Origin of the sequence: Curtobacterium sp. VKM Ac-2852 (assembly GCF_013205045.1) — a bacterium.
Classification (GTDB): domain Bacteria; phylum Actinomycetota; class Actinomycetes; order Actinomycetales; family Microbacteriaceae; genus Curtobacterium; species Curtobacterium flaccumfaciens.
Genome location: NZ_JABMLI010000001.1, coordinates 198,235 through 216,008 on the forward strand (window position 1 = coordinate 198,235; position 17,774 = coordinate 216,008).

Annotated in this window: 24 protein-coding genes; 12 read left to right on the forward strand and 12 right to left on the reverse strand. The window is 71.0% G+C overall.

Going from position 1 to position 17,774, the window contains the following annotated elements; all coding sequences use genetic code 11:
- Positions 1-58: 58 nt before the first annotated feature.
- The 5 genes from HQQ79_RS00935 (at position 59) to HQQ79_RS00955 (ending at position 5,362) form a co-directional block, all read left to right on the forward strand.
- Entirely contained in the window at positions 59-1,405 is a 1,347-nt protein-coding gene (locus tag HQQ79_RS00935) for a M23 family metallopeptidase (RefSeq protein ID WP_173032201.1), read from the forward strand.
- A 139-nt stretch (positions 1,406-1,544) separates the two neighbouring features.
- The gene (locus HQQ79_RS00940) at positions 1,545-3,362 is read left to right on the forward strand and encodes an alpha/beta hydrolase (RefSeq protein ID WP_173032202.1); all 1,818 of its coding nucleotides are present in this window, start codon (positions 1,545-1,547) and stop codon (positions 3,360-3,362) included.
- 89 nt (positions 3,363-3,451) lie between these two features.
- Positions 3,452-4,039 carry a hypothetical protein gene (locus HQQ79_RS00945; protein WP_173032203.1) on the forward strand — a complete coding sequence of 196 codons (588 nt, stop codon included), beginning with the start codon at positions 3,452-3,454 and terminating at the stop codon, positions 4,037-4,039.
- A 76-nt stretch (positions 4,040-4,115) separates the two neighbouring features.
- Complete coding sequence (locus HQQ79_RS00950) at positions 4,116-4,703, forward strand: hypothetical protein (RefSeq protein WP_173032204.1); 588 nt, start codon at positions 4,116-4,118, stop codon at positions 4,701-4,703.
- Positions 4,704-4,774: 71 nt separating this feature from the next.
- Entirely contained in the window at positions 4,775-5,362 is a 588-nt protein-coding gene (locus HQQ79_RS00955; protein WP_173032205.1) for a hypothetical protein, read from the forward strand.
- 28 nt (positions 5,363-5,390) lie between these two features.
- Here the strand turns inward: HQQ79_RS00955 and HQQ79_RS00960 are convergent, their stop codons facing one another.
- From HQQ79_RS00960 to HQQ79_RS00985, 6 genes are read right to left on the reverse strand one after another with little or no spacing between them, the layout of a single operon-like run.
- Entirely contained in the window at positions 5,391-6,194 is an 804-nt protein-coding gene (locus HQQ79_RS00960; protein WP_367948031.1) for a phosphotransferase, read from the reverse strand.
- An 11-nt stretch (positions 6,195-6,205) separates the two neighbouring features.
- Entirely contained in the window at positions 6,206-6,808 is a 603-nt protein-coding gene (locus tag HQQ79_RS00965) for a hypothetical protein (RefSeq protein ID WP_173032206.1), read from the reverse strand.
- Positions 6,805-7,446, reverse strand: a complete 642-nt coding sequence (locus tag HQQ79_RS00970) for a hypothetical protein (protein WP_173032207.1) — start codon at positions 7,444-7,446, stop codon at positions 6,805-6,807. The genes HQQ79_RS00965 and HQQ79_RS00970 overlap by 4 nt, the downstream gene beginning before the upstream one ends.
- Positions 7,443-7,814 carry a hypothetical protein gene (locus HQQ79_RS00975; protein WP_027464858.1) on the reverse strand — a complete coding sequence of 124 codons (372 nt, stop codon included), beginning with the start codon at positions 7,812-7,814 and terminating at the stop codon, positions 7,443-7,445. Before HQQ79_RS00975 ends, HQQ79_RS00970 begins: the two co-directional genes overlap by 4 nt.
- Positions 7,811-8,002: a DUF2273 domain-containing protein gene (locus HQQ79_RS00980; RefSeq protein WP_027464859.1), complete on the reverse strand. Its 192-nt coding sequence runs from the start codon at positions 8,000-8,002 to the stop codon at positions 7,811-7,813. Before HQQ79_RS00980 ends, HQQ79_RS00975 begins: the two co-directional genes overlap by 4 nt.
- Positions 7,999-8,493, reverse strand: a complete 495-nt coding sequence (locus tag HQQ79_RS00985; protein WP_110858766.1) for an Asp23/Gls24 family envelope stress response protein — start codon at positions 8,491-8,493, stop codon at positions 7,999-8,001. Before HQQ79_RS00985 ends, HQQ79_RS00980 begins: the two co-directional genes overlap by 4 nt.
- A 193-nt stretch (positions 8,494-8,686) precedes the next feature.
- Between HQQ79_RS00985 and HQQ79_RS00990 the strand changes: the two genes are divergently transcribed.
- Positions 8,687-9,523, forward strand: a complete 837-nt coding sequence (locus HQQ79_RS00990) for an exodeoxyribonuclease III (protein WP_173032208.1) — start codon at positions 8,687-8,689, stop codon at positions 9,521-9,523.
- Between the two features lie 133 nt (positions 9,524-9,656).
- A complete protein-coding gene (locus tag HQQ79_RS00995; RefSeq protein ID WP_027464862.1) occupies positions 9,657-9,905 on the forward strand; it encodes a hypothetical protein in 249 nt (82 codons plus the stop codon).
- Between the two features lie 15 nt (positions 9,906-9,920).
- On the opposite strand, the gene HQQ79_RS01000 is transcribed toward HQQ79_RS00995, so the two are convergent.
- Complete coding sequence (locus tag HQQ79_RS01000; protein ID WP_254066045.1) at positions 9,921-10,268, reverse strand: aldehyde dehydrogenase; 348 nt, start codon at positions 10,266-10,268, stop codon at positions 9,921-9,923.
- On the opposite strand from HQQ79_RS01000, the gene HQQ79_RS01005 reads away from it, so the two are divergent.
- Positions 10,267-10,416, forward strand: coding sequence for a hypothetical protein (locus HQQ79_RS01005; RefSeq protein ID WP_173032071.1), 150 nt, complete (start codon positions 10,267-10,269; stop codon positions 10,414-10,416). The genes HQQ79_RS01000 and HQQ79_RS01005 overlap by 2 nt on opposite strands.
- 139 nt (positions 10,417-10,555) lie before the next feature.
- On the opposite strand, the gene HQQ79_RS01010 is transcribed toward HQQ79_RS01005, so the two are convergent.
- The gene (locus tag HQQ79_RS01010) at positions 10,556-11,479 is read right to left on the reverse strand and encodes an AEC family transporter (RefSeq protein ID WP_173032210.1); all 924 of its coding nucleotides are present in this window, start codon (positions 11,477-11,479) and stop codon (positions 10,556-10,558) included.
- An 84-nt stretch (positions 11,480-11,563) separates the two neighbouring features.
- Here HQQ79_RS01010 and HQQ79_RS01015 point away from each other — a divergent pair, with 84 nt between their 5' ends.
- The 3 genes from HQQ79_RS01015 (at position 11,564) to HQQ79_RS01025 (ending at position 13,518) form a co-directional block, all read left to right on the forward strand.
- Complete coding sequence (locus HQQ79_RS01015; protein WP_027464865.1) at positions 11,564-12,160, forward strand: nitroreductase family protein; 597 nt, start codon at positions 11,564-11,566, stop codon at positions 12,158-12,160.
- Positions 12,161-12,242: 82 nt separating this feature from the next.
- Positions 12,243-12,677 (forward strand): acyl-CoA thioesterase, encoded by a 435-nt coding sequence (locus tag HQQ79_RS01020; protein ID WP_017886352.1) that lies wholly within the window; start codon positions 12,243-12,245, stop codon positions 12,675-12,677.
- 82 nt (positions 12,678-12,759) lie between these two features.
- On the forward strand, positions 12,760-13,518 hold the full coding sequence (locus HQQ79_RS01025) for an HAD-IIB family hydrolase (RefSeq protein ID WP_173032211.1): 759 nt from the start codon (positions 12,760-12,762) through the stop codon (positions 13,516-13,518).
- Between the two features lie 100 nt (positions 13,519-13,618).
- Here the strand turns inward: HQQ79_RS01025 and HQQ79_RS01030 are convergent, their stop codons facing one another.
- Entirely contained in the window at positions 13,619-14,239 is a 621-nt protein-coding gene (locus HQQ79_RS01030; RefSeq protein WP_027464868.1) for a phosphoribosylanthranilate isomerase, read from the reverse strand.
- 55 nt (positions 14,240-14,294) lie between these two features.
- Positions 14,295-15,347: a serine/threonine-protein kinase gene (locus HQQ79_RS01035; RefSeq protein WP_071246475.1), complete on the reverse strand. Its 1,053-nt coding sequence runs from the start codon at positions 15,345-15,347 to the stop codon at positions 14,295-14,297.
- 198 nt (positions 15,348-15,545) lie between these two features.
- On the opposite strand from HQQ79_RS01035, the gene HQQ79_RS01040 reads away from it, so the two are divergent.
- Positions 15,546-15,749 (forward strand): DUF2945 domain-containing protein, encoded by a 204-nt coding sequence (locus tag HQQ79_RS01040; RefSeq protein ID WP_071404335.1) that lies wholly within the window; start codon positions 15,546-15,548, stop codon positions 15,747-15,749.
- Between the two features lie 3 nt (positions 15,750-15,752).
- Here the strand turns inward: HQQ79_RS01040 and HQQ79_RS01045 are convergent, their stop codons facing one another.
- The gene (locus tag HQQ79_RS01045) at positions 15,753-16,523 is read right to left on the reverse strand and encodes a DedA family protein (protein ID WP_250895959.1); all 771 of its coding nucleotides are present in this window, start codon (positions 16,521-16,523) and stop codon (positions 15,753-15,755) included.
- A gap of 51 nt (positions 16,524-16,574) precedes the next feature.
- Positions 16,575-17,759 carry an ROK family transcriptional regulator gene (locus tag HQQ79_RS01050; RefSeq protein ID WP_173032212.1) on the reverse strand — a complete coding sequence of 395 codons (1,185 nt, stop codon included), beginning with the start codon at positions 17,757-17,759 and terminating at the stop codon, positions 16,575-16,577.
- Positions 17,760-17,774: the final 15 nt, after the last annotated feature.

A 17,774-nucleotide genomic window follows, 5' to 3' on the forward strand; every position in this document is an offset into this window, starting at 1 on the left:
TCCACAGCGGCGCGTTGCCGTCCGATGCTCGCTGTACGGATGTATAGGCTCGTGCTCGATGTCTCGCCCCACCAGCCCCCGCGCCCACCGTGTCCCCGTGCGCCTGCGCCTCGCCGTCACCGGCCTGGCGCTCGCGGGCCTCGTCGGCACGGTCATCGCCGACGCTCCGGCCGCCCAGGCGGTGACCTACCCCACGTGGGACGAAGTGGAGTCCGCCCGCGGCAAGGAATCCGCGAAGCAGGGGCAGATCACCGAGATCCGGGGCATCATCAGCGAACTGAACGCCAAGGTCGACGCGGCCGAGGCCAAGGCCAAGAAGCTCGGTGACGTGTTCTACAAGGCGCAGCGCAAGGCCCAGACCGCGGCCGAGAAGGAACAGCAGCTCCGCGCCGACGCGAAGGAGCACGCGAAGGTCGCCGACCAGAGCGCCGCGCAGGCCGGGCAGTTCGCCGCGCAGATGTCCCGCTCCGGGGGTGCCGACGTCACCACCTCGGTGATCACCCAGGGCGAAGACGCCAGTGATCTGCTGTACAACCTCGGTGCGCTGAGCAAGCTCTCCGAGCAGGCCGAGCGTGTCCAGGCCGCCGCGAGCGCCGACGCCGCCGTCGCCAGCTCGCTCGAGGCGCAGGCCGACCGTGCCGCCGAAGCGCTGGGCGACCTCGCTGCCGAGGCCGAAGACCGTATGCAGGAAGCCCAGGCGGCATCCGACGCCGTGCAGGCCGCCTACGACGAGCAGCAGTCCAACAAGGCCCGACTCGACGCCCAGCTCGCAACCCTGACCTCCGGCCGCGTCCGGACCGAAGCCGAGTTCGCCAAGGGTGAGCGCATCCGCAAGGCGGCGGAGGAGAAGGCTGCGCGCGAAGCGGCACAGCGCGCGGCCGCAGCGGCGGCGGCAGCCGCGGCAGCCGCGAACTCCGGCGGGGGCTCGTCGTCGGGTGGCGGCTCGACCGGGAGCAGCGGCTCGGGCGGCGGCGGTTCCGTCGGCGCGGGCTCCGGGACCGGCTGGGTCCGCCCGGCCAGCGGCTACGTCATCAGCCCCTACGGGTACCGCGTGCACCCGATCACCGGCGTCGTCACCATGCACGAGGGCACCGACCTGGCGAGCGGCTGCTCCACGCCCATCGTCGCGGCCTCGGCCGGCACCGTCGACTACGTCGGCTGGTACGGCGGGTACGGCAACTACGTCCGGATCAGCCACGGCAACGGCGTGCAGACCGCCTACGGGCACATCGTCAACGGTGGCTTCCGGGTCACCCAGGGCCAGCGAGTCGCGGCGGGACAGCTCATCGCGCTCGTCGGCTCCACCGGGGCGTCGACCGGCTGCCACAGCCACGTCGAGGTGCACATCAACGGCGCCACCACCGACCCGGTGCCCTTCATGGGTGCACGCGGAGTTGCCTTCTAGCCAGCCCACTCACCAGACCGCCGTCCACTCGCAGTGGGCGGCGGTTTGTTGTTTCCCACAAGCGCATCGTTGTCATTTCGTACTGCACCGCTGAAATGCTACGTTTCCCCCATCGACCAGTTCGGATGGTGGGGGGACGATGGGGATCGAGTTCGACGACGCAGCCGCGTCGCGGTTGGCCGACTGCGCAGCCGAGGTGGCGCTCTCGCTGCGTGCCAGCGCCCAACAACGACGGAACAACGCCGAGGCCGCACTGCACGACTTCGACGGCGCCTACTCGCGGCTGTTCGAGGCCGCTCGGGTGACGGAGTCACGAGACCGAACCCGGTTGGCGACGGCGCTCGATTCCCTGGTCGAACAGGTTCGGACCGCGCAGCGGCAGGCGGACACCGAACGCGAGCGGTTGGCGGACGTCGCCGCGTGGCGGCAGCGCGAAGCCGACCGTGACCTGGTGCGCGCCGGTGGCGGGCTCCCGCTGCAACCCGTGCTCGACTGGAGCAGCTCGGTGTTCGACCCTGAACCATCGGGCAGGCCGCAGCGACCTTCTCCGGTGTCCGCGGTGTTCAGCGCGCGCTCCCGGCAGCGCACCGGTGGCCGGTCCGAAGGAAGGAGCGGGGCAGATCCCGCTCGGCTGCGGAAGTTCGCTGCGGTGGCCCGGGTGCAGGACTCCTCGACGGAGCAAGATCTCGTGCGTGTGCGCAACGCGTGGACTGTGTTCCGCAACCGTTGCAGCTGGGTCCCGGTCGACGGGGCGTCATTGTCAGGTGGTTTCGCCGACTACCTTGCCGAGAACGCCGACGACGCGTCGTGGATCGATCGGATCGCGAGCGCGTTCAGCGCCGCTGGCGGCGGTTCCCTCGCGAACGCTGCGCTCGACGTCGCCGGTACCTCCAGACTGCCACCCGGGCTGCAGCGGCTGCTCGATCCGTCCCTGACCCCGGCTGAGGTCGCAGCGGCCTGGGCCGCGCTCGGCTTCACCGACGCCGACGTCCGGGCGTTGCCCCTGGCCACGCAGCTGCAGTTCGCAGGACTCGACGGGGTTCCGGCAGCGCAGCGCGACGTCGCGTCCAGGGCCGTCCTCTCGGCCGCGGTACGAGACCCGGAGCGGCTGTACCGGCTGATGGGGCTGCCGTACACCTACGGTGCGGTGAGCCTGGACGAGTTCCGGAAGCAGGTGATGGCGCTTCGAGACGGCCTCCGTGACGCCGACGACCTCGCGCGCAGAATCCAGAGCCCGTCGAAGGCCGTGGCGCAGCTCGTGGGTTTCGGCGTGTCGGACGGCGCGCTCGTCGCCGCAGTCGTCCTCGGCGACCTGGACACCGCGTCGAACGTGACGGTCAACGTCCCCGGCGCGACAACTGGCGTCGAGAGCATGGACGAAAAGGTCCGGGCCGCCAACAGCCTCCTGACCGCCGCGGGCAGAAAGGGAACCGGCGAAGATTCCTTCGCGATCGTGTCCTGGATCGGGTACCGCGCACCGGGTGCCGTCGAGGTCCCCAGCCAGGCGCGTGCGACCGCTGGCGGGGCGAACCTCGCCTCGTTCCTCGACGGCATCCACGACAGCCGGGGCAGCGCGCCGCGGTCGCTGACCGTCCTCGGGCACTCCTACGGGTCCACCACCGCGGCCGAAGCGCTCGCGCAGACTCGGTACCGGGTCGACTCGCTCGTCACGTACGGCTCCGTCGGGTTCACCGACACCACGACTCCCGAGCACCTCAACGTGGACCATGTGTACGCGACTGAGGGGTCCGCTGACCACACAGCGATCCTCGGCCGGATCGGACGCACCGATCCACGCGACCTTCCGGACGTCGACACGTTCGGCGCTGAGGATTCTGCAGGCGGCAGGGCCGTCACCGGGCACGACATGTTCCCGGACAGCGGCGTCGGATACCTGTCCCGCGATGCCACCGCACAACAGACCATCGCGAGGATCATCGCGACGGGGAAGCCATGATGAAGACCATGCGACCGATACTCCGTGCCATCACGACTGCGGCCCTGACGCTGGGGCTGCTTTCGGGATGCGCGGCAGGAGGAACCCAGATGCCCACCGACGCAGCCGGCCTCACCCAGCACGAGGTCGCCGAGATGTCCCTGCACCAAGAGTTCGACGCCTACCGCTACCACTACGAACACATGCAGCAACTCCTGCGGGACGCACAACTCCAGGTCCACGACGGCGAATGGGAATGGGACAGTGGCGACGACATCCCACAGATCGGCGGCGACGGCGTTGCCCCGTTACCGGGTTCGGACACGAAGAACAGCTACGACATGCGGAGCGGGCGGCTCTGGTCCCCGCCTGGCACCACCGGCCAACAGCGGGACCTCCAACCGATGATCGACTACTTCACCGAGCAGGGCTGGGACATCGAGCAACGCACGGTCACCGGCGACCACGAGGTCTGGGCCACCACCGGCGACGGCTGGCAGATCATCTACTCGGCGCAGACGAACGGCCGGTACACGCTCGAGGTCTACAGCGAACCCTTCTGGACCAACGACGCACACAAGCTCCGGCGAGCGGTGGCAGGACGCTCCCAGGCCGACTTCCCTGATCGGTCTCTCCCCGGCATCTACCCGGACTTCCCTCAATGGGACGACCCCATCATCAACCCGCCGAAAATCTGACCCGATGCTCCGTGCCATCACGACTGCGGCCCTGACCCTGGGACTGCTGACCGGGTGCGCAGCAGGAGGAACCGAGATGCCCACCGACGCAGCTGGCCAGACCCAGGACGAAGTCGCGGAGATGTCTCTCCACCAGGAGTACGACGCGTACCGCGACCACTACGAACACATGCAGCGGCTCCTGGAAGCCGCGCAACTCCAGGTCCACGAAGGCGAATGGGAGTGGAGTGGCGGCGACCGTGTTCCATTGATCGGCGGTGACGGCGTCGCAGCTCTGCCCGGGTCCGACACGAAGAACAGTTACGACATGCGCAGTGGACGGCTCTGGTCCCCGCCCGGCGCGACCGGCCAGGAGCGCGACCTGCAACCGATGATCGACTACTTCACGGACCAGGGGTGGGCCATCGAGCAACGCCGCATCACCGGCGACCACGAGGTCTGGGGGTTCACCGGGGACGGCTGGCAGCTCATCTACACAGCGCAGACGAACGGGAGGTACTCACTCGAGATCTACAGCGAACCTTTCTGGACCAACGATGCAGATGCACTCTCCGAGGCAGTCGGAGGACGAAACGATGCGGCCTACCCCGATCGCTCCCTCCCGGGCGTCTACCCCGCGTTCCCGTCCTGGGAATCTCCGATCGTCAGCCCACCCAAGATCTGATGCTCCGCACCATCACGACGGCAGCTCTGGCCCTTGGACTGCTGGCGGGATGCGCGGTCGGGGGAGACCGGATGCCTTCCGACGCAGCAGGCCTGACCCAGCACGAGGTCGCCGAGATGTCCCTGCACCAAGAGTTCGACGCGTACCGCGACCACTACGACCACATGCAGCGACTCCTGCGGGACGCACAACTCCAGGTCCACGACGGCGAATGGGAATGGGACAGTGGCGACGACATCCCACAGATCGGCGGCGACGGCGTTGCCCCGTTACCGGGTTCGGACACGAAGAACAGCTACGACATGCGGAGCGGGCGGCTCTGGTCCCCGCCTGGCACCACCGGCCAACAGCGGGACCTCCAACCGATGATCGACTACTTCACCGAGCAGGGCTGGGACATCGAGCAACGCACGGTCACCGGCGACCATGAGGTCTGGGCCACCACCGGCGACGGCTGGCAGATCATCTACTCGGCGCAGACGAACGGCCGGTACACGCTCGAGGTCTACAGCGAACCCTTCTGGACCAACGACGCACACAAGCTCCGGCGAGCGGTGGCAGGACGCTCCCAGGCCGACTTCCCTCATCGGTCTCTCCCCGGCATCTACCCGGACTTCCCTCAATGGGACGACCCGATCATCAACCCACCGAAGATCTGATCGGATCGAGCACCACGACGGCTCCGCTTCAGCTCGTCGCAGGTCCCACGTCGTCCACGTCGGTGTTCCACAGCGCCCGGTACCACGCGGTGCGCTCCGGGTCGTCCGGCAGCCCGTACGCCCGGTGGAACAGCGGCTCCCACCCGGGTCCGTAGTTCCAGCCGAGCGCCATCGTCGCCACCGCGATGTCGGCCCAGCGGTCCGCGACGCCCATCGCATCCAGGTCGACGTGCCCGCTCCACCGCCGATCTGCACCGATCAACGTGTTCGGCGTGCACGGGTCACCGTGACAGACGACGATGCGGTCGGCAGGCGGCTCCGAACCGAGACCGCCCGGGCCGCGGCCGGCGTCGGCGTCGACGTCGACGACCGCCGAACGCGCGCGATCGAGCCGGTCCGCGGTCGCCCACGTGAACGGACAGTCGTCGACGGGCAACGAGTCGTGCAGCGCGCGCAGCCCCTCGCCCACCGCGACCACCGCGGTCCGGGGTTCGTCGTGCCAGCGCGGGTCGACGGCGCTCCACCCGGGCACGGCACGGGTGTGCAGCCAGACGCCGTCGCCGTCGGTGCCGTGGTCGAGCACCTCCGGCACCCGGGCGTACCGGGACGCCCACGTCAGCCGCGCGGCCTCGCCGCTGATCCACGAACCGTAGGCGTGCGGCAGGACCTTCACGAACTCCTCGGCCTGCGCATCCGGTCCGATGCGGAACGTCGTCCCGCCGATCTGGTTGTGCCAGACGAGCGCGAACTCACGCCCTCGCGCGACCTCGGTGACGATGCGCGGCACCGGGACCGTCTCGCCCGGCCGGGGCAGTCCACCGATCGAGCGCACCACGGTGATGCTCAGTGCACGCGGTCCGGGCGGGAGGACCCCGACCCACCGCGGGCGATCTCGAGCAGCACGGGCAGGCGTTCGCCGAGCAGGGCGTCGAGGTCGGCGACGACGGCCTCGACCCGTTCGGTGATCTCGCGCGGCGCGGCCCCCCGGCGCGGACGGACCCGCACCCGGATCGCGCGGCCTCCGCGGACCCGGTAGACGTCGACGGCGAGCGAACCGACCTGCGGCATCTCGCCGATGGCCGACGACAGCGCGTGCTGCACGGCCGTGGACTCGATGCGCACCGCCCCGGCGACGCCGTCCGCCGAACCGTCGCTGTCCACGACGGTGCCCTCGCGGCCACCGCCGAGCGTCGTCAGCACCACGAGTGCGAGCACGCCGAGGACGACGCCACCGCCGAGCACGCAGGTCCACGCGAACACCGAGTCGTCACGCGATGCCCCGGTGCCGAGTCCGGCGAGGGCATCGCCGACCGTGCGCCACCACGATGCGACGAGGGGCAGCCCCTGCGCGGTCTGCACCAGGATCGCTCCCACCCCGGCGACGAGCAGGACGAGCCCGAGCACGACGAGAGCCGTCCGGCCGAGCCCACGGTTCGTGGCGTTCATCCGTCCACCCGCCCGGTCGGCTGCACCCGGACCCGCGCGGCCAGCGGCGGCTGCGCGTCGATCGCGGTGAACTCCCGCTCGACGGCCTCGGTCGCGGCGACCGCGGGGACGTCCACCCCCGCTGCGGGCCGGAGCACGACGTCGACCGTGCGGCGGCCGACGGTGCCCACGGCGGCGTCGGCGCCCAGACGGGTCGCGGAACGGGCGGCGCGGGCCGCAGCGGAGGCCAGGACCTCGTCGTCGACGACGACCGCGAGCCGGTCGGACGACATCACGTGCCGCGGACGGCGCTGGGGCAGGATCCCCTGCAGCAGCAGGACGAGCCCGATCAGAGCCACGATGGCGCCGATGCCGATCACGACGGTGGTCTCGAGACCGTCCGGGGCCGCGAGCGCGGCGTCGACCACGGCACGGGGGTCGACACCCAGGACGTTCTGGTCGAGCAGGACGAGCGCACCGGCGAAGACCGCGGCGGCGGCGAGCACCAGGGCGATGAGCATCGCGACGACGACTGGGGCGGAGCGGGAGACGTGGGTCTCGCGGCGCAGCAGGCGACGGTAGGTGGCGCGGTGGTCGTCCTGCGAGGGGCCGGCGGGGACGACCGACTCGGTGTTCCCGACGGCGGGGGCGGCGGTCACCGGACCCTCCGCGGGGTGTCCACGACCGACGAGGCGAAGGTCACGGTCACGCGGGCGACCTGTCGGCCGGTGATGGTGCGGAAGCGCTCGGCGATCGTGCCGCGAGCCCGGTGCGCCGCGGCGACGACCGGTTCGTCGGGGAGTGCGTGCGAGCCCAGCACCGGCAGGGCGAGCGGGGCGGTGATCTCGACCGCCAGGGCGCCGCGACCATCGTCGGCGACCCGGGCACGGACCTCCCGGAAGGCGACGCGCAGTGCTTCGGCGGCGACCGCTTGGGCGGTGTGCACCAGCGCCGACGTGCCGATGCGGTCGGAGCCGCGGAGCCGGACGCCGCTGTCGCCGGTCGTGGCGACGGCGGCGTCGCTCACGACGAGCTCCGGCGTCCGCGCAGCACGTCGAGCAGGCGGCGGAAGTCGACGTCGCCCGTGACGATGCGGGCGACCAGAGCGCCGACCGCCATGCAGACGGCGACGACGACGAAGGCCCAGAACCCGAGCGTCACGGCGACGATCGCGAGCAGGGCGCCCGTGCCCATCCCGACGACGGTGGCGTTCACCGGACTCGACCGTCCCGGGTGTCGAGCTCGTCCGCGACGCCGTTGAGCGCCGGGATGTTCACGTCGTTGATGGCGATGTTGACCTCGGTGACCTCGAGGCCGACGAGTTCGGTGACGGCGTTCGTCACGGCGGCGCGGACCGCGGAGGCGACCTCCATCATCGGCGTCGGGTAGTCGACGACGATGGTCAGGTCGACCGCGACCTGGGTCTCACCGACCTCGACGCGGACGCCCTGGCCGAGCGCGCTCGAGCCGATGGCGTCTCGGATGGCACCGAACGCCCGCGATGCGTTGCCGCCGAGCGCGAAGACACCGGGGACGTCGCGGGCGGCGATGCCCGCGACCTTCGCGACGACCGTGTCGTCGATGATGGTCCTGCCCTTGGCGGTGACCTGCGTCGTGGTGGTGCCGGCGGGCTGGGTGCTCCCGGCCCCGGTGCCGAGCGTGGCCCCGGTCGTGGTCCCGTCGACGCGGTTCGTCGTCGATGCCATTGCTGCCTCCGTGCGATCGATTGCTGGCTTCCAGCGAACACCATCGTGCCGTACGCCGCACAGGCGGCGCACGTGCCGCACGCCTCACACGCGACGCACGCCGTACGCCGTACGCCGACGCGAGTGCCGCACGCCGCACAGGCAGCGCACCCGCCGACCTCGTCGTCAGTCGGCACCGGTAGGTTCTTGTTCCATGCGCGTCGCGACCTGGAACGTGAACTCCGTCCGCACCCGAGTGGGTCGGATCGTCGACTGGCTGGTGCGTGAGGACGTCGACGTCCTCGGCATGCAGGAGATCAAGTGCAAGCCGGAGCAGTTCCCGGTCGAGCAGTTCGAGGCCGCGGGGTACCACGTCGAGGCGCACGGCCTGAACCAGTGGAACGGCGTCGCGTTCGCCAGCCGGCTGCCGATGGAGGACGTCACCCGCGACTTCCCCGGCCAGCCCGGGTTCCTGAAGGGCCACGAGGGGCCGGACCTGCCGGTCGAGGCCCGCGCGATCGGCGTCACGGTCGACGGTGTGCGGCTCTGGAGCCTCTACGTGCCGAACGGCCGCGAGCTCGGCGACCCGCACTACACGTACAAGCTCGACTGGCTCGCCCAGCTGGCCGACCGCACCTCGGAGTGGATCGAGGCGTCGCCGGAGACCCCGCTCGCACTGATGGGCGACTGGAACGTCGCACCGCTCGACCAGGACGTCTGGGACGTGCGGGTCTTCGAGGGGTCGACCCACGTCAGCGACCCCGAGCGGGCCGCGTTCCGCGAGTTCGAGGCGCGGGGTCTGCAGGACGTCGTCCGCCCGATCGTGCCCGACGGCTACACCTACTGGGACTACAAGCAGCTGCGGTTCCCGCGCAACGAGGGCATGCGCATCGACTTCGTCCTCGGCTCGCAGGCCTTCGCGGACGTCGTCACCGACGCCTCGATCCACCGGAACGAGCGCAAGGGCGACGCCCCGAGCGACCACGTGCCCGTGGTGGTCGACCTCGACCTGGACACGTCGCTCGACGACGACCGCCCGATGATCTTCTGATCGGAGTCCGGTCACACGCCCGGAGCGACGACGCACGTCCGGCTCTGTTACGCCCGGCGTCCGCCGTGATTGAGCCGTCCGTCACGCCGACGTAGGTTTCCTGCACCGAACCCCTTCGAGAGCAGGTGAAGCCATGTCCCGCACGACGATCCTTCCCATCCAGCGCCTCATGGCGACCGCGGCCCCCGGTGCGTGGCGCGACGGCATCGTCGTCGAGACCCGCGCAGCCGACGCCGTGGTGCTGTTCCTCGACGGGAGCATCACGCAGCTGCGGGTGGCGGACGCCGACGGCGTCCTGTCGGTCGGCGAGCCGGTCGCCCACCACCCGGTCGCAGAGATCCTCAGCGCCGGCGGTCGACAGACCACCGCACGCGTCGCGTAGCGCAGGCGGAGCGGTTCAGGCCGCCATCGAGTCGAGCATCGCCTGGCACTTCGACACCATCTCGTCGCAGGCCATGGCGCAGTACCGGCACGACTCGTCCATGTCCTGGTGCTGGCGGCACTCGGCGGCACAGGCGGTGCCCATCGCGACGACGGCCATGAGCATCGCCTGCATCGCGGCGGTGTCCATCCCCATCGGACGCATCATCATCCGCATGCCGGTGTCGGCGAGCATCGCGGTGTTCGAGCACATCGCGGCGCAGGTGGCCATCTCGCCGCCCATCCGCATGTCGGCCGCGGAGCACATCGTCGCCGCCATCGACGCGGCGTTCAGCGCCATCATCGTGTCCTGCATCATGTCCATGTCCATCTCCATGGGCATGTCCGTCATCGACATGTTCTTCATCATCGCCATCGTGTCCATCGCCGGTCTCCTCGTCGTGGTCATCGGTCACGGGGCGGTCCGCCCCGCGTGCCCGCCAGGGTACGCGCGTGCCGTCCGCGCTTCGTGAGCAGAACGGGTCGGGTCGGCGGATGCGACCCGACCTCTGCTGCTCACCATCCGCGGTGGTCGCCACCACGGCCGGACGGGAGGCCCGGTGCGGCCCCGCCACGGGCCTCCCGTCCGCCGCGTCGCGCGACCACGGCGCGCTACGGGTGCAGCAGGGCGGCGATCGCGACGAGCACGGGCACCGAGCCGAGCGTCGAGATGAGCACGACGTCGCGCGCCATCGGGACCGCTGCCCCGTACCGCTGCGCGTAGTTGAAGACGTTCTGCGCCGCCGGCAGGGCGCCGAGGGTGGTGAGCACGAAGACCTCCTGGTCGCCGAGCCCGAACACGAAGCGGGCGAACACGAACGCCACGGCGGGCATCACCACGAGCTTGATCGACGACGCGACGATGACGTCGGTGCGGATCGCCGGGTCCCGCAGCGGGGTCGCACCGTGCAGGCTCATCCCGAACGACAGCAGCACGACGGGCACCGCGGCCGCGCCGACGAGCGAGAACGGCTCGAGCACCGGGTCGGGCAGCGTGATCCCCGTCGCCGAGCACACGAGCCCGATGAGCGAGGCGATGATGATCGGGTTCCGGAACGGCCCCGCGATCCGTCGTCCCCAGCCGCCGGCTCCCGCGGTCGCAGCGTCGAGGATCGTCAGCGCGATCGGGGCCATCACGACGAGCTGCAGCAGGATCACGGGCACGACCGCGGTCGCCTGGCCGAGCACGTACACGGCCACCGGCAGTCCGATGTTGTTCGCGTTGACGTAGCTGGAAGCCAGCGCGCCGACGGTGGTCGTGGTGACGGAGCGGCGCAGCACGAGGCGGAACACGGCGGCGGCGCCGAGGGCGACCACGGCGGCACTCAGCAGCGAGACCCAGAGCATCGACGACAGCAGCGACGCGATGTCGGCGGTCGCGATGGTGTGGAACAGCAGGCACGGCATCAGCACGAAGAACGCGAGCCGACTCATCACGAACTGCGCGTGCGGGCCCAGCAGGCCGATGCGTCCGACGACGTACCCACCGGCGATGATCGCGCCGATGATCGCGAAGCCGGTCAACACGCCACCCATCCCGTCCATCCTGGCACCTGCCGGCGGTGATGTGACGTCACTCAGGTCGGAAATGCGTACGCATCGAATACCGTTGAGCGCATCATGACCTCGACGAACGCCGACACCCTCACCCGGTCCACCGACTCCAGCCAGCCGCTCGTGCCGCTGCTCGAGGAGCGCTGGAGCCCCCGCTCCTACGACGAGACCGCGACGATCTCGGACGACCAGCTCGACGCCGTCCTCGAGGCCGCTCGCTGGGCCCCCTCGGCCATGAACTTCCAGCCCCGCCGCTTCATCGCCGGCCGCCGTGGCACCGAGACCTTCCGGAAGATCAACGAGAACCTGCTCGGGTTCAACGCCGCCTGGGCGTTCCGCGCCAGCGCCCTCGTCGTCGGCGTGCTCGAGACCGTGACCGCGGACGGCGAGGAGCGCCCCTTCGCGCAGTACGACCTCGGCCAGTCGCTCGCCGCCCTGACCGTGCAGGCGCACGCCGAGGGGCTGCACGTGCACCAGATGGCGGGCATCGACGCCGCCGGGCTCCGCGCCGCGTTCGACCTGCCCGAGCGGTTCCTGCCGTACACGGTCACGGCCGTCGGTACCGTCGCGCACCCGTCGCAGCTCGACGACAAGGCGGCCGAGCGCGAGGTCGCCCCGCGCACCCGCATCCCCCTCGACGAGGTCGTCCTCGTCAAGGAGTGAGCACCGGCGGCACCGCCGCCCGCGATCGCCACGACGGCCGCGTCCCTGCGGGGGCGCGGCCGTCGGCGTACCATGACGTGACATGGATCAGCACCAGGACGACGCCCCGCCGGAGATGAACTTCTACACCCGGAAGTGGGTGCGACCCGAGGACCTCAACGCCAACGGCACCCTGTTCGGCGGCAGCCTGCTCCGCTGGATCGACGAGGAAGCCGCGGTCTACGCGATCATCCAGCTCGGCAACGGCAAGGTCGTCACGAAGTACATGTCGGAGATCAACTTCCTGTCCTCGGCCAAGGAGGGAGACATCGTCGAGATCGGCCTCGTCGCCACCCGGTTCGGCCGGACGTCGCTGACCATGCGGGCCGAGGCGCGCAACCTCTTCACGCACCGCAGCATCCTGACGATCGACGAGGTCGTCTTCGTGAACCTCGACGAGGACGGCAACCCCGCACCGCACGGCTACACGGACATCACCTACGCCCGCGACCGGGTCCCCGCCACGCACCGCGCGTGACCCCGCAGACATCGCGCAGCACCCGGGCACCCGGGTGGTCGCACCCTGCGGGTGGTCGGCGGGCTCTGGCAGGATCGGTGGCATGACCACGCCCCGCCTCGTCGCCTTCGACCTGGACGACACGCTCGCCCCGTCGAAGTCCTCCCTCGACCCCCGCATGCTCGAGACCTTCGCGTCCCTGCTCGAGGTCGTGCCGGTCGCGGTCATCTCCGGCGGCAACTTCACCCAGTTCGAGCAGCAGCTGGTCACCCCGCTCCGGCAGCGCGACAGCCTGACGCTCGACGCCCTGCACCTCCTGCCGACCTGCGGCACCCGGTACTACCGCTGGGAGGACCAGGACTGGGCACTGCAGTACGCCGAGGACCTCACCGACGAGCAGAAGGACCGCGCCCTCGCCGCGGTCGAGGCCCGTGCGAAGGAAGCCGGGTACTGGGAGTCCGAGACCTGGGGCGCCATCCTCGAGGACCGCGGGTCGCAGATCACGTTCTCCGCCCTCGGCCAGTCGGCCCCGGTGGACGTCAAGAAGCAGTGGGACCCGACCGGCGAGAAGAAGGACCACCTGCGCCGTCTGGTGCAGCAGGACCTGCCCGACCTCGAGGTCCGCTCGGGCGGCTCCACGAGCATCGACATCACCCGCAAGGGCATCGACAAGGCCTACGGCATGCAGCGTCTGGCCGAGATCACCGGCATCGCGCTCGACGACATGCTCTTCGTCGGCGACCGGCTCGACCCCGAGGGCAACGACTACCCGGTCAAGGCGCTCGGCGTCCCCTGCCACGCGGTCGAGGGCTGGGAGGACACCGACGCGTTCCTGACGGAGCTCATCCCCACCCTGCGCTGAGCGTGCGGCGGACGGGAGGCCCGTGGCGGGCCCGCACCGCGCCTCCTGTCCGTCCGCGGTCGCGCACAGAGCCGCGAACGCGACCGATGCAGCCGGGCACTCAGCCCAGGCTGCGGACGGCCTCGACGAACGCACGGATCTTCGCGGGGTCCTTGACGCCGCGCTCGGACTCGACGCCGCTCGACACGTCGACGCCGTCGGGGTCGAGCGCCTCGACCGCGGCGACCACGTTGGCCGGGGTCAGCCCGCCGGCGAGGATCCAGGCCTCGTCCACGCCGTCGATCGTGGCCGGGTCGACGAGCCGACCGCTGCCGGGCACGGCGGCATCGAGCAGCAGCAGGTCGTGGTCGAACGCGGCGCGCTGTTCGGGCGTCTCGCGCAGGTAGTCCTCGGCCGCGATGGCGCGGATGGTGAAGAAGCCGGCATCGCGCGCGCGGGCGAAGTCGGACGCCGACTCACCACCGTGCAGCTGCAGCGTGGTGAGCCCGACCTCGGAGGCGATGCCCACGATCTCGTCGATCTTCTGGTCGCGGAAGACCCCGACGGCGTCGATGCCGTCCGGCACCCGCTCGACCAGTTCCTTCGCCAGGTCGGCAGTGACGGTCCGGGGACTGCCCGCCGCGAAGACGAACCCGACGGCGTCGGCACCCGCGTCGATGGCGGCGTCCACGGTGTCGGGCGTCGACAGGCCACAGATCTTGATCCAGCGCTGGTCGGTCATGCTGTCCATCCTGCCAGGGCGTTCCGGTGCTCGGAGCACGGAGCCGCCGAGCGGGTCAGTGCAGGGCACCCGCGACGTAGGCGGCCACGCAGGCCGCGGTGACGCCGAAGGCCGCGAAGGACCCGACCAGGACGTTCCGCCGACGCCAGCGACGCACCGCGGAGAACGTGCCGCGCTTGGCGTGCCGGTGCGCGGCGCGGTGCATGCGGTGGTCGCGCTGGTGCTTCACGCGTTCCGGGCCGAGCGGCACCGGGCCGGTGATCTGGGTGGACCCGCCGCGCAGCGCGTTGGCGATGGCGACCGCCGTGGGCCGGCGCTCCGGGTCGCGGGCGGTCATCCGGCTGAGCAGCTCGCGCCACTCGTCGGCGACGTCGTCCGGGATCTCGGGATCGCGACGGAGCCGGGCGAGTGCGGCCTCGATCAGGGTGCCCGAGTACTCCTGCTTGCCGGTCAGCGCCTCGAGCAGGACGAGCCCGAGCGAGTACACGTCGGTGGCGAAGCTGATCGGTTCGCCGGCCACCTGCTCCGGGCTGAGGTAGGCGGCGGTGCCGATGACCGTGCCGTCGTTCGTCAGGCGGGAGCCGTCGACGAAGTGGGCGACGCCGAAGTCGGTGAGCTTGACCGTGCGGGCGAACCCGGACGAGCCCTCGTCGCTGATCAGGATGTTGGCGGGCTTCACGTCGCGGTGCACGATGCCGCGGGAGTGCACGTAGGCCAGGGCATCGGCGAGCTGCGCACCGAGGTCGGCCACCTCGTAGTTGTGCAGGGCGCCCTCGGACAGGCGGCGGAGCAGCGTCGTGTCGGCGATGAGCTCCATCACGATGAACCGGTGCGGGCCGTCCTCGAACTCGTGGGTGCCGGCGTCGTACAGCGGGATGAGTCCCGGGTGGGAGAGCATGCTGAGCAGCCGGATCTCGCGCTCCTGGCGGACGCGGTCGGCGGTGGTCATCTTGTCCGGGGTCGCGAAGAGCTTCACGGCCACGGCCCGGTACGTGTGCTCGTCACGGGCTTCGTAGACGGATCCCATGCCGCCGGTGCCGATGAGCTTCACGAGCCGGTACCGCGCAGAGAGGACGGTGTCCGCCCGCGCGCTGTCCAGCAGGGTCATGGTGTCCGTCGTCCCGTCCGGAGCCCGTGGTTCCGCGGCCGCTGCCGACGTGTGGACTCAAGGGAAACGGTACGCGTCCGACTCTCGATCCGCATGGCCGTTACGACATCGTGATCGCCGTACTCCCCCGGGTTTCCGGGGATCGACGGGGTACAGTCCGACCTCCACCAGGACGAGGAATCGCGCAAGGAGGACAGCATGGCGTTGTCGAAGGGTGACGAGGTGCACTGGAACACCTCGCAGGGCAGGACGACCGGCACGCTCGTGCGCAAGCGGACGAGCGACTTCGAGTTCGACGGGCAGCACTTCACGCCGACCGACGACGACCCGTACTGGATCGTCGAGTCGGAGAAGAGCGGCAAGCAGGCCGCCCACAAGGAGTCGGCGCTGACGAAGGCCTGAGGCTCAGTCGCGGGCGGGCTCGGCGCGACGACGACCTCGGGCGCCGCCCACGGCAGGGCTGCCGGCGGCGTCGTCGTGGTCGTCGGAGCCGCCCGTGCGCCGCTCGGCGCGCACACGGCGGATCCGGCGCACGACGAAGGTCACCACGACCGCAGCGATCGCGACGTAGAGCACGCGGTCGATCCACTCGGTGTAGGCCTCGACCTGGTCGTACTGCGACCCGAACGCGGCACCGAGCAGCACGAGCGCGCTGTTCCAGATGCCGCTCGCGATGATCGTGAACACCGAGAACGTGCCGAGGTGCATGCGGTCGGCGCCGGCCGGCAACGAGATGAGGCTGCGGACGATCGGGACGAACCGGCCGAAGAAGACCGCGCTCTTGCCGTGCCGGTGGAACCAGCCGGCTGCCTTGCGGAAGTCGTCCTCGTCGACGAGGGGCAGCTTGCCGAACCACCGCGTGGTGCGTTCGAACCCGATCTTCGCGCCGAGCCAGTACAGCACCAGCGCCCCGAGGTACGAGCCGATCGTCGCCAGCACCAGGACCAGCACGAGGTTCATCTGGCCGGCGCCCGCGAGGAACCCGGCCAGCGGCAGGATGACCTCGGACGGGATGGGCGGGAACACCGTCTCGACGAAGAGCATCAGCCCGACGCCCCACTCCCCCAGGGCGTCGATCAGCTGGAGCACCAGGCCGGAGAGTCCCCCGAGGTCCGACGGAGCGGTGGAGTCGCCACTGGCGACGGTCATGGCACGGGCGGTCACGGCAGTCGTCATGCCCCAAGCATCCCTGAACGCCCTGTCAGGACCCGGCGCGCTCCCTGGGTGTCAGCCGAGTCCCATGTGGACGGATCGGACGTGCGCGAGCGACCGGGCGAGCGCACCCCGCGCCACGGCGTCCCGCCCGACGGTCGACGGGGTGAACGCCACCGGGTGCCGGAGCTGCGGCGTGACGATCTCGTCGAGCGCGGCGCAGAACACCTCCGCCGCCGGCAGGACCTCGCCACCGACGACGACGACCTCGGGGTCGATCGTCGTCACGAGCTGCACGACACCGGGCGCCACGTCGGCCGCGAACGCACGGACGGTCTCGACGGCCGACACCGAGCCCTGGGCGGCCGCGGCGAAGACGGACTCGAGGTCCGTGTCGGACGGGATCCGGGCCTCCAGGCGGGCGGGTGCGGCGGGCCAGCCGGTCGAGGCGATGCCGCCCATCTCACCGGCGGCACCGCGCGCACCGCGCGCCAACGACCCGTCGACCACCAGGGCGGCACCGATCTGCCGCCCCATGACCAGGTACAGGCCGTCCCGGACGCCGTGGAACCACCCCCACCGGGCCTCGGCCGTGGCGGCCAGCTTGGCGTCGTTGTCGAAGAAGGTGGCGACCCCGGGGAAGAGGTCCTGGATCCGGCCGGGCACCCGTCGCTCGACCCACTCCGGCACCGCGACCGTGTAGTCGATCGCCCCGTCGCGGTCGACGACCGCCGGGACGCCGAACGTGGCACCGAGCACCGGCGCACCACCGGCGGGGCCGCCGACCGCGCCGCCGACGGGCGACGTCAGCCGACGGACCACGTCCTGCACGCTCGACCAGGCCTGTTCGGCGTCGGCGAGGTCGGTGTAGCGCTCCTCGACGCGGGCGAGCGTGACGCCGCGCAGGTCCGCCCGCACGCCGACGATGCCGTGCAGGCCGAGGTCCACGCCGAGCACGGAGCCGGCCGACGCGTCCGCGGCGAAGCGCTTGGCGCGACGACCGGCCTTGTTCGGGGTCGCGATCGCCTCCGCCTCGGTCACCCAGCCCTGGTCGACCAGGTCGGCGAGCGCGGCCTCGACCGTGGGGCGGGAGAGTCCGACCGTGCGGCCGAGCTCGGTGACCGTGCGGGAGACGTCGTCGCGCAGGAGCTCGTCGAGGATGGCCCGCGAGTTCATCTGCCGCAGGACGCCGGGGGTCGTCCCCACGACACCGGGGGTCGAGCCCGCGACGCTCGGGGTCGTTGACACGGTCTGCTCCACGGTCATAGCCTTCAC